Annotated in this window: 11 protein-coding genes and 1 pseudogene; 2 read left to right on the top strand and 10 right to left on the bottom strand. The window is 67.0% G+C overall.

Going from position 1 to position 9,868, the window contains the following annotated elements; translation table 11 throughout:
• A pseudogene (locus tag ACIQ3B_RS17030) lies at nucleotides 1-105 on the top strand (IS5/IS1182 family transposase); the annotation flags it as partial.
• Nucleotides 106-429: 324 nt separating this feature from the next.
• Here ACIQ3B_RS17030 and ACIQ3B_RS17025 read toward each other — a convergent pair.
• Genes ACIQ3B_RS17025 through ACIQ3B_RS16980 form a run of 10 tightly spaced genes read right to left on the bottom strand, consistent with a single transcriptional unit; the run spans nucleotide 430 to nucleotide 8,703 of the window.
• Nucleotides 430-2,136: a GspE/PulE family protein gene (locus tag ACIQ3B_RS17025; protein WP_397404691.1), complete on the bottom strand. Its 1,707-nt coding sequence runs from the start codon at nucleotides 2,134-2,136 to the stop codon at nucleotides 430-432.
• Nucleotides 2,118-2,864 carry a prepilin peptidase gene (locus ACIQ3B_RS17020; protein ID WP_397404689.1) on the bottom strand — a complete coding sequence of 249 codons (747 nt, stop codon included), beginning with the start codon at nucleotides 2,862-2,864 and terminating at the stop codon, nucleotides 2,118-2,120. The genes ACIQ3B_RS17025 and ACIQ3B_RS17020 overlap by 19 nt, the downstream gene beginning before the upstream one ends.
• Entirely contained in the window at nucleotides 2,861-3,307 is a 447-nt protein-coding gene (gene gspG / locus ACIQ3B_RS17015) for a type II secretion system major pseudopilin GspG (RefSeq protein ID WP_397404687.1), read from the bottom strand. The genes ACIQ3B_RS17020 and gspG overlap by 4 nt, the downstream gene beginning before the upstream one ends.
• Nucleotides 3,277-4,014 (bottom strand): hypothetical protein, encoded by a 738-nt coding sequence (locus ACIQ3B_RS17010; protein WP_397404685.1) that lies wholly within the window; start codon nucleotides 4,012-4,014, stop codon nucleotides 3,277-3,279. The genes gspG and ACIQ3B_RS17010 overlap by 31 nt, the downstream gene beginning before the upstream one ends.
• Nucleotides 3,992-5,875, bottom strand: a complete 1,884-nt coding sequence (gene gspD, locus ACIQ3B_RS17005) for a type II secretion system secretin GspD (RefSeq protein WP_397404683.1) — start codon at nucleotides 5,873-5,875, stop codon at nucleotides 3,992-3,994. The genes ACIQ3B_RS17010 and gspD overlap by 23 nt, the downstream gene beginning before the upstream one ends.
• Complete coding sequence (locus ACIQ3B_RS17000) at nucleotides 5,875-6,435, bottom strand: hypothetical protein (RefSeq protein WP_397404681.1); 561 nt, start codon at nucleotides 6,433-6,435, stop codon at nucleotides 5,875-5,877. Before ACIQ3B_RS17000 ends, gspD begins: the two co-directional genes overlap by 1 nt.
• Nucleotides 6,423-6,938, bottom strand: a complete 516-nt coding sequence (locus ACIQ3B_RS16995) for a GspMb/PilO family protein (protein ID WP_397404679.1) — start codon at nucleotides 6,936-6,938, stop codon at nucleotides 6,423-6,425. The genes ACIQ3B_RS17000 and ACIQ3B_RS16995 overlap by 13 nt, the downstream gene beginning before the upstream one ends.
• Complete coding sequence (locus ACIQ3B_RS16990) at nucleotides 6,935-7,741, bottom strand: hypothetical protein (RefSeq protein WP_397404677.1); 807 nt, start codon at nucleotides 7,739-7,741, stop codon at nucleotides 6,935-6,937. Before ACIQ3B_RS16990 ends, ACIQ3B_RS16995 begins: the two co-directional genes overlap by 4 nt.
• Before the next feature lie 7 nt (nucleotides 7,742-7,748).
• Entirely contained in the window at nucleotides 7,749-8,312 is a 564-nt protein-coding gene (locus tag ACIQ3B_RS16985) for a type II secretion system protein J (protein ID WP_397404675.1), read from the bottom strand.
• Nucleotides 8,313-8,367: 55 nt separating this feature from the next.
• Nucleotides 8,368-8,703 carry a hypothetical protein gene (locus ACIQ3B_RS16980; RefSeq protein ID WP_397404674.1) on the bottom strand — a complete coding sequence of 112 codons (336 nt, stop codon included), beginning with the start codon at nucleotides 8,701-8,703 and terminating at the stop codon, nucleotides 8,368-8,370.
• A gap of 77 nt (nucleotides 8,704-8,780) precedes the next feature.
• Here ACIQ3B_RS16980 and ACIQ3B_RS16975 point away from each other — a divergent pair, with 77 nt between their 5' ends.
• Entirely contained in the window at nucleotides 8,781-9,554 is a 774-nt protein-coding gene (locus tag ACIQ3B_RS16975; protein WP_397404672.1) for a hypothetical protein, read from the top strand.
• The last annotated feature ends 314 nt before the right edge of the window (nucleotides 9,555-9,868 follow it).

Here is a 9,868-nt window from a genome sequence, read left to right as displayed (position 1 = left end):
GGACGCCTCAAGGACTGGCGGCGCATCCACACCCGATACGACCGATGCGCACACACCTTCATGTCCGCCATCGCTCTCGCTGCCACCGTCATCTTCTGGCTATGATCAATGAGTCCTGAGCCTAGTTCTTCGGCGATCTTCTTGACCGAGGCGCGTTCGAAGCGAGCGCTGAGGATACCGAGGGCTGTGCGGATATCGGCGCCGGCCTTCAGGAGTTCGGCGAGGCCGGAGAGGAAGTCGGCGATTTCCCGATTGCCGAGCCGCTGGGCTTTGGCGGCGCGCACTTTCGTGGCCTGCCGCGCCTTGATGTTGATGGGCGAGAAGCCGTCGCGCTTCAGCTGATCATAGGCTGCGGCATCATTGCCGGCGGACAAAGCGCCGCGTACGCGGCGACCGCTGCGGTCGATGGCCACATAACTGAAGTGCAGGTCAGCCATGGATGGCGGCAGCCACCTCCTCGAGTGTAGTGACACCGGTGAGCGCCAGCCGGAAGCCGTCGGCGGCCATCCCATCCAGGCCACCGTCTTTGGCCATGGCTTCTATGCGGGAGGAAGGTTCGCGATCAGCGACGGCCCGCAACAGTTCGTCGGTGGACAGGAAGGCTTCGCTGATAGGCAGGCGGCCCTTGAAGCCTGAACGGCGGCAATAGGTGCAGCCGACCGGGTGCATCAGAGTGTCCGGCAGGCTCTTGCCGACGGCGCGGGCGAAGAGCTGCTCGGCCTCATTGGGGGCCTCCGCAACAGCGCAGCGCTGGCAAAGACGGCGGACCAGGCGCTGAGCCACCGCGCCCCGGAAGCCAGCAGCCAGTTGGTAGGGCTCAACGCCCATGTCGCGGAGCCTTGGCAGAACGGCCAGGGCATCATTGGCGTGTACTGAGGCCAATACCAGGTGGCCAGTCATGGCGGCCTGGACGGCGACCGCAGCGGTTTCAGGATCGCGAATTTCGCCAACGAGGATGACGTCCGGGTCCTGACGCAGGAACGAGCGCAGGGCTGCGGCGAAGGTCAACCCAAGGTGCGAGGCGACCTGGGTCTGGGAGACGTGGTCGAAGTGATACTCCACCGGGTCCTCGACGCTGAGGATCTTCTTGCCCGAGCCCGCGAAGGTCTGGAGCAAGGCGTAGAGCGTGGTGGTCTTGCCGCTGCCGGTGGGGCCGGTGATCAGGAAGAGGCCGTGAGCGGTTCGCGCCGCGCGCATCAGGACGTCGATGACCGGCGCGCCCAGACCCAGCTTTTCGAGGTCCAACGGGACAGCGGAGCGGTCGAGAATTCGCAGGACCGCGGATTCACCGAATACGGTGGGCGACGTGGCGACGCGAACATCGACCTGCTTACCCTCAACCACGAAGGTCGTGCGGCCATCCTGGGGGAGCCGCCGTTCGCCAAGGTTGAGGTTGGCGATGACTTTCACCCGCGACACAGTGGGCGCCGCCAGGTCGGCGGACACGGTCTGGTGATCGACCAGTCGACCATCGACCCGCAGACGGATGCGAAGGTCATGACGGGTGGGCTCGAAGTGGATGTCGGAGGCGCCTACAGCGATAGCGGCCTCGAATGCGGCGGCGACCAGGCGCGCGCCCGGGCCCTCTGTCGAGCGATCCGACACCAGATCCAGTTCGCGCTCAAGGCGGCGCTCGTCCGGGCGGGCCGCCGTTTCTTTGGGCGCACCGAATGCGCGATCAAACTCACGGGACCAATCCGATGGTCGCGCCGCCAGAATGACGATGTCTGCGCTGGTCGCGAAAACCAGACCCGCAAACGCTTCATCGTCCAGCGGGTCGCAAGCCGCACAGACAAGGGTGCGTCCGGAGCGCTGGATCGGCAGGATGCGGGCGCGGCGCAGGAAGTCCGCGGAGACCCCCAGGTCCTGAAGCTCCACCTGGGCCGGTGCACGGCTTGGCTCCCAGACCTCGCAGCCGCAGACAGCCGCGTAGGCTTCGACAAGGTCATCATCGGACAGCGCGCCCAGCTGATTCAGGACCTGCTCGATGGGTTGACGGGTGCGCGAGGCGACCATCTCGGCGCGCGCCACCGCCGAGGGCTCCACGATGTTCATGTCGGTCAGGCGTTGCAGCACGCTCTCGCGTCGCGGGCGACTGGCCTGGGCGAACGTCGCGCCTACATCATCGTCGGCCATTGGCCCGCCTCCCCGATGATGCCGATGGTCCAGGCCGAGACCGCAATGGCCGGGCCAAAGGCGAGGCGGCCGTCCGGCGGGCGGGTAATCACCATCAGGAGCAGGCCAAGAAGCGATGCAGCGGCGATCAGCAAGGGCGTGGCGAGACCGAGCCAGAGCGCGAGCGCGGCCAGTAACTTCACGTCTCCCAGGCCAAGTCCCGGCTCGCCGCTTCGTCGCGCTGCCAGCCAACGCACCGCCAGCAACGTCAACGTAACAACCGTCGCGGCGATCACGCCTTCCGCCAGTCGTTCCCAGGACACCAGGACGGCGAGCACCGCACAGAACCCTGCACACGCAAGGGTGAGCAGATCGGGCAGGCGGCGCACCTTCCAGTCTACCGCGATCGCCGCGATCAAGGTCAGCCCGAGCCCCATGAGTAGAAGGCTGCGCTGAATGTCCTGCGCAAACAGAGCCGTCACCACGACCACCGCGCCCGCCACCTCGCCAGCCAGATGGGTCGGATCGATCTTCGCGCGACAGGCCGCACAGGCGCCGGACAACCTGAGATATGAGACCACCGGCACCGTCTGGGCGAACCCCAATTGATGCCCGCAGGTGTCACACTGCGAGCGACCCCGCATCGCTGAGGCGCCCCGGCTCAGGCGCAGACCGGACGTCACCGCAAAGCTCCCTAGCGCCAATCCCGCGACGCCAGCCAGGCTGAGCGAGGCGAGAGTCTGGGTCATCGGGCGGCAGGTGCGCTTAGGTCGCGGTTGAGGCCCTGACCGTCCGGCTGGCCATCGGCGCCCAGGCTAATGACGGCATAGTTCCGGCCATCTTCGCCCATCTTGTACTCGATCGGCTTGCCCCAGGGGTCGGTCAGCGCCTTGGCGCTTTTCACGTAAGGCCCGACCCAACCCTCGCCGTCCGCCGGCTGGCTCATCAGGACCTGCAGGCCCTCGGACTTGGTTGGGTAACGGCCCATATCGGAGCGGAACATCTCGACAGCAGCGGCCACGGTCTCGACCTGAACCTGCGCGGTTTTCGCGCGCGAGCGGCCCAACTGTCCAACCAGGCCGGGCGTCAGGGCGGCCGCCAGCATGCCGATGATCGCCATGACCACCAAGATCTCGGTGAGGGTATAACCAGCTTCCCCGTCTATCCGGCGTTGGCCAAAATGTCGTCGCATCGCCCCTGTCCTCCGTCGCTACGCGACAGACGCCGCTTCACCACCGCAGCGGGATGTCGAGTGTCTCCTGTAAATCTCACAATACGGTCGTCTCGCCAACCCGCTCCGGTTGTGACTCGAACTCTCCACGTCTCTCCGACACGCCAGTCCGGGGGGTTCGGCAGTGCCTCAGGATCCGACGGCGCGGCGGCCGGCTCAGTTGGGCGCGGCGGGGTATAGCTGTCCCGGGTTCCGAGACTGGACATCAGGCTGGCCGCGCACTCCCGCCACAACGGCGCGGCATCAAGGGATGACACCTCAACGAATGGTGCGTCGGACGCCTGGTTGAGCCTTACTTTCAACGCGGCTACATCGACCACATCAAACGACGCTAGGACCTCGTCCGAGAGCGACGCAGCCGCGGACAGACGAAGCTTATCGGCTTCGGACTCCACAAGAGCTTCGGCAAACCCCGCATCTGTCGGGAGCGCCCACCGGTAGGGTCCGCCCGAACCGCCGCGCACAACGGTGGCCGCCGCAGCCAGATGGGCGCCGTCCAGCACGTATTCCACCTGCCTGCGCTCCAGGTCAGCCTTGGCGAGCCTGAGCGTCATGACACTTCGCGCGACCATGGCCGTTGCGACCAGCGACAGGGCAAGCGCCAGCACCATGGCCGCCGGCGTCGCGTATCCCTCGTCGCGGGGGTCAAGGTTTCGGCAGCAGACCACGGGCCTGAAGCTCGGTCATGTCGGCGGCCAGATCGGCCATGGCGCGTCCGGCTGAAACCTTGTCGCCGATAATGCGGGCGCTCAGCAGCACGATCAGTTCGCTGCGGCTGTGGTCGCGATTACGGGTGCTGAAGAGGCCACCGACCTTCGGCACATCCTTCAGCCAGGGGACGCCGGAGTTGTTGTTGGTCCGTGTCGCGCTGATCAAGCCGCCCAGGGCCACGGTGCCACCGTCTTCCAGCACCAGGGTGCTTTCGAAGCGACGTTGCTGGATGGTGGGGGAGTCTATGCCCGAGGTGCTGGTCCGGCCCACGGAGCTCACCTCCTGTGAGACATCCAGCACCACACGGTCGCCACCGGTGATCCGGGGCGTCACGTTGAGAATGACGCCGGTACTACGATAGTCGACGGTGTTGACCAGCGCGCCGCGATCCGTTGTCGTCGTCTGGGCAGATTGAGTAACGACCGGCACCTGATCGCCAACCTGCAGACGGGCCGTGCGGTTGTCGAGCGCAATGACCTTGGGCGCAGAGACAACCTCGATGTTGGTCCGGGATCCCAGCGCGCTGACGGCGGCGGCGATATCGGCGTTGATGTAGGTCAGCGAGATACCCGGAAAGTTCTGGGCGACCCGACCGGAGGCGTTGTTGACAGCGCCGACCCGGAGGTTGTCCGAGAAGACGTTCCAGTCGACGCCGAACTGGAACTTCTTGCCCAGCGTGACCTCGACGATGGACGCTTCAATCATGATCTGGCGCTGGGGTCGGTCGATTTCACTCAGGACCCGCTGGATCTGGACCCATTTCGTCGAGGAGGTGAAAACCAGCAGGGTATTGGATTCCCGGTCCAGCCCTATCCGCACCTCCTCTTCTGACCCATCGGGTCCGGACGACGGCGTGGGCAGGACTGCCTGCGCCGCAGGCTGCGAAGCCGGTTGACTGTTGTTGCTGGATTGAGGGGGCGCCGGGGCGATGCTTTGCCCGCTTGAACCCCCGAACAGGCCTCCCAGGGTCCGCGCCAGGGCCTCGGCCGAGCTGAACTGTGGCCGGTAGACGTACATGGTGGACGACATGTCGCGCCCTGGCGTGTCCAGGCGCTTGACCCACTTGTCGATCTCGTCTAGCGCCTCCGCAGAACGGCCAAAGATGATCACGCCGTTCAATCGCTTCAGCGCCACAACATTGACGCCCACAAGGCCCGCGCCCTGGGCGATACGCTCGATCTCGCTGGCGACCGTCGCCGCCTGCGCCTGCTGCAGTTCGTACCAGCGGATCTTGCTGTCCTGGAACGAGCTCTGGTCGAAGACCTTCGGCGTATCCAGCGCCGCCCGGAGCTGGGAGCCGGAGCCGCCCAGCAGCAACAGGCCGAGCTTGTCATTGGAATAGAGAACCGTGTCCGCCGCCGCGATCGCCTCCAGCGCGCGCGCGACCTCGCTGGGCTGGGCGAAGCCCAAGGGTACGGCCACGATCTCATAGCCGCTGGAGCCGATGTTGCGGACATCTCGTCGGATTTCGGCGGTGGACTTGGCCTTGGATTGCGGCGTGATCATCAGCTGATCGCCGGAGCGTACCATGGCCACATTGTTGGCCCCCAGTACCGCTTCGAGCGCTGCCAACAGCTGATCGCGGGTGAGGCGCTGCTCGATGCGGAACGAGATTTTCCCGCTGACCGCCGGGTCGATGACGAACGGCGCACCGGCCTGGCTCAGCACCTCTTGCACCACCTGGCTGATGTCGGCGTTCTGGAATGCGAAGGTGTAGGATTCCGCTCCCCGGCTCTGGGTCAACGCCGGGGTTGGTACGCTGGTCACGGCCGCCAGTGCGAGCGTCGCTGCCACAAGACTTCGAACAATCCGGCCCATCAACGCACCCCCGGCGCGCTGGCGGGTTCCGGTGGGCTACGGAAGCCGCTCGGCATCTGTTCGCTGGCCGGAGCGGGCGTCGCGCTTGCAGCTTGATCTGCACTGGGCGCCGGGGCGCTGGCGGCGGACTGGTCTCCGAGGTTCAGCGACTTTGCGCCCACCACGGTTTCCACCGTTATGCTGGACGAAGTGACCGACTGCAGCGTGACGCCGTCGCGGCTCTCGCCGACGCTGAGCCATTCGGCGGGCTTGCCGTCGATCGACAGCAGGGCCGCAATCCGGCGGCGCGACACCGCCACCCCATCCACGCGGATCGAGGGTTCGCGAACGGCGCCCGGTCCCGTCGTCAGCGCAAACAGCGGCGAGGCCAGCATATCCGCCGCGCCGCTGTAGGCCCGAACGCGGGTCGCCGCAGCCGGTGGCCGCAGTTGGCCAAGGCTGGTCTGCACCTCCTCCAGAACATCGCCGTTTGTCGAAAGCCCGCCAGCCATAAACCAGGCCATCAACCCGGTCAGCAGACCAAGGGGGACCGCCCCGCCGAGGAGGGCTATGCGGCGCAAAACACACGTCCTGAAAAGGCCAGTGTGACATTGGACACCCTGGGCGTGAGATCGAGGCTGTCGACAAACACCTGCGGCCGTTCGCGCGCCAGCACGGCCATCAAGGCCACCGTGTTTTCATAAGTGCCGACGGCGGAAAATCGTATGCGCACAGGAACCAGCCGTTCACTGAGATCGGGCGCCGGCTCGAGGCGGACGTCGAGGGACACTATCTCAAGACTGTTCCGGGCCGCCTGGGCCGACACCAGCTCGCGAAGCGTCTGGGCCTGCTCGCCAGCCTGGCGTGCACACAGCGCCTCGGGGCCATAGGGGCCGCGGTCTCGCGGAGGCCGCAACAGGGCCTTTGATCTTTCCACCTTCACATTGATGGCCGCCACCCGATCATCGAACCGGGCCGGAGAACTGAGCGCGCTCAAGACGACCCCCAGCACCAGGGCTCCACCGGCGGCGACAACCACGGCGATGCCATAGTCGATCGGCCGAAAGGTCGATTTCGGCGTCATGGCCCCATCTCCGGGCTCACCGGCCTGGGTTCGCCGTCTGGCTGCCGCCCGCCCACGGCCCACAGCCAGACGCCGGGGCGCAAGGGGCGGTCGGACCGTCGCAGGGGTCGATCGACCGACAGGAATGGCGGCTGATCCCCCCGTGCCTCCACGGCCAGCAAGCCGCGATCCCAGTGCACGCCTACGATCCGGGCCTCGGTGGTCCGGGACGTCGCCACCCAGGTGAGGTCACTGATCACCCCGCTCAACGGGTGGGCCGAGCCCACCAGCGCCCTCAAATCCTGGGCATCGTTGGTGCGCTTGCTGAAGGATTCGGCCATCCGCAACCGGGACGTCGCCATCTGCTCCGCCGCCTCCAGCCGAATGTTGGCCGCTTCGCGTACGCGCAGCGCCAGCAGGGTCGAGGCCCCGAGCACCGCGCCGGTCAGCACCAGCAGGATAAGCGCCAGACCTGCCAACTTGACCCTCGCCGTATCCCGCGCAGGTGTCCCAAACCGAACGGCCAGCGGCTGGCCGTCAACGTCCACGGTTGTCTCGAACGGCGCATGAAACTCCCGGGCGCGCAGATAGAACACCGCATAGCGTCCAGGCCGGCCTGGCGCCCAGGGCGTCAGGCGCCGCAGTTGATGGATCAGCTCCGTAATCGGCAAGGACGCGCCGTGCTGGGCGTCCAGCTTTGCGGCGCGCGCCTGTTCCCAGGGCGCGCCCGGCGGGGTGACGATCACCCGGACCAGCACCTGCGGCTGGGGTCGCTCCGCCTTGGGCCCAGCTTCATCGGCGATTTTGGGCAGGGGAAGGTTCATGGCGGGCTCACCGGCAATCCTGAATGACCGGGTCATACGCACAATCCAGCGGTTGCTCGGCCCAGACCCGCGCCTCGAACACTGCCGCCTCACGTCCGGGCTTGCCCTGCAGCAGGGAGATCGAGCGCAGCGCCTGCCGCGTCCCGCCAACGGGAGGCCATGCCAGCACCACATCGCCGGCGCCGCGGTACACGAACCGCGCCGGCGCGCGGCTGGGCAGCCGATAGCTCACCGGTTCGCCCTGTCCGCGGAACACATTCAACCGCCGCCCGCGCTCATGATCCTCAAAGCTCAATGCGCAGTCCGCCGCCGCGCCGCAGTCGAAGGTGAGTGTCTCATCCGCCCCCGCCAGCCGTCCGGTCTCATGGGCGCGATAGGGGCCGTGATCCGCCAACCGGCTCTCCAGCCAGGCCTGCGCCGCCCGCACCTCCTGGGCCTTCAGCACGGTCGCGCCTACTGCACTCTGCTGGCCGCCCAGCACCTGCATACCGAGCGTAAGTCCGCCCATGGCCAGACCGATCACCGCCATGGCCGCCAGCGTCTCGGTCAGGGTGTAGCCGGCCTCGCTCATGACGGCGTCAACAGCGGACAGGCTTCCAGCGTCGCGGCCTGATAGGAACGCCCGCTCAGCCGGTTTTCCAGGGTGACCGCCCGGCGGCACACCGCCACCGGCCGGCCGCGCCTGTGGTCGTGGTCTCGACAGCCCAGGTGAAGCCGTCGCTCGACCCGGCGCTGGCTTCAAAACGATGTGGTGCGCTCTCGATCAGGTGCGACAGCAATGACTGTGCCCGCCTCGTCTCCCAGGCCACCTCCGCCACGTCGCGCGCTTGCCCCAGCGCGCTCAGGCTCAACACCAGGGTCATCGACAGGATCAGCATCGCCACGAGCGCGTCGGTCAACGCAAAGCCGGCCTCATCCGCCGGCCGCGCCACCCACCCGATCCTGGCAAAAACACGCGCCAAACGCAGCCTCCCAACGCCTTGCACCTTGAGCGTTATCACATAGACAAGAGGTCGCAACCTCCGGTTAGATCAACCTGATGCAACAAACGAGGATGGTAGGCGTCCGGCGACGCAGGAAGGCTCGGCAGGGCGCGATCTTCGCGGCCTCGGCGCTCTTCCATGTCGGCCTGTTCTTCGCGGGGTTCAGTCGGGCGGCGGGCGATCTGGTGTCGGCCGGCGACGCGGGCGGAGGGCCGCAGGGGCCGGTGTTTGCGGTCAGCCTGGTGCGGCTACAGGCCCCGGTGGCGACGGCGGAGGCGGAGGCATTGGCGGAAGCCCACCCCCTGCTGATCAAACTGCGCCCCAGCGCGGCTGCCGATGGCATCCCCGTGCCCACTGCGCCGGTGGCCGACCCGCTCTCGGCCATGGCCGAACGGCTGGGCTCACAGGACCGCCAGGCCGCGTCCCCCGACCGGCGCGCGGAGGCCGAGCGGGTGCAGCCGCAGGGCGCCTATATCCCTGACGCCGTCCGCCTCTCAGACGCCCGCAGCCGCAAGGCGCGCACCGACCAGGGCACGGTTGGCGAGACCAGCAACTCTGCCTCCACCGGTGCTCTATGGGGCGCCATGGCGCCGTGCTGGCGGAACCTCGGCTTTCGGGGGCAGGTGGCGGTGACCATCGAGGTGGCGCTGGATGCCAGGGGCTCGCTCCGCGGCCCGCCCCGGGTGATGCGTGACGCGGCCGCCCTGCTCAGCGATCCGCGGCTGAAGTCCGAGGCCAACGCCCTGATGGCGCTTTCGGCCTGTATGCCGAGGGGGGATCTGGGGCTGGCGGGAAAGAGCTACCGGTTGGAGTTTCCGGCGACGCCGTAGGGTGTTGTGGGTGTAGTAGGGACCGCAGAAGGCGCAGACTGGCGCAGACCGTGTCGATGTGTCGATGTGTCGGGGTTGAGCCCCATCTCATCCCACCCCCACGGTCGTCATCCTACGGTCGCAAAGCGATCCAGGGGATCCAAGCGGCCTCGAGGGCGGAGAGAGGAGGTGGAGTGACCCCCATCTGTGAGACAGTCTAATAAGTGACAGTCGCTGTGGTTGGCCTGGATCGCGGGATCGCGAGCCGGGCGGCTGTGGATAATGTGGATAAGTTCGTGGTGTCGTCTTCGTACTCCTGTGGTGATCGATAGCCC

It is taken from the genome of Phenylobacterium sp. (assembly GCF_044358365.1).
Classification (GTDB): Bacteria; Pseudomonadota; Alphaproteobacteria; order Caulobacterales; family Caulobacteraceae; genus Phenylobacterium.
The sequence above is the reverse complement of the archived record's forward strand: the minus strand, read 5'-3'. Positions and strand labels throughout refer to the sequence as shown.

What these genes read in the sequence shown, in the direction of transcription:
- ACIQ3B_RS16990 (WP_397404677.1), bottom strand. Translation starts at nt 7,741, where the DNA reads ATGAACCTTCCCCTGCCCAAAATCGCCGATGAAGCTGGGCCCAAGGCG.
- ACIQ3B_RS17025 (WP_397404691.1), bottom strand. Translation starts at nt 2,136, where the DNA reads ATGGCCGACGATGATGTAGGCGCGACGTTCGCCCAGGCCAGTCGCCCG.
- ACIQ3B_RS16975 (WP_397404672.1), top strand. Translation starts at nt 8,781, where the DNA reads ATGCAACAAACGAGGATGGTAGGCGTCCGGCGACGCAGGAAGGCTCGG.
- gspG (WP_397404687.1), bottom strand. Translation starts at nt 3,307, where the DNA reads ATGCGACGACATTTTGGCCAACGCCGGATAGACGGGGAAGCTGGTTAT.
- ACIQ3B_RS16995 (WP_397404679.1), bottom strand. Translation starts at nt 6,938, where the DNA reads ATGACGCCGAAATCGACCTTTCGGCCGATCGACTATGGCATCGCCGTG.
- ACIQ3B_RS17020 (WP_397404689.1), bottom strand. Translation starts at nt 2,864, where the DNA reads ATGACCCAGACTCTCGCCTCGCTCAGCCTGGCTGGCGTCGCGGGATTG.
- gspD (WP_397404683.1), bottom strand. Translation starts at nt 5,875, where the DNA reads ATGGGCCGGATTGTTCGAAGTCTTGTGGCAGCGACGCTCGCACTGGCG.
- ACIQ3B_RS16985 (WP_397404675.1), bottom strand. Translation starts at nt 8,312, where the DNA reads ATGAGCGAGGCCGGCTACACCCTGACCGAGACGCTGGCGGCCATGGCG.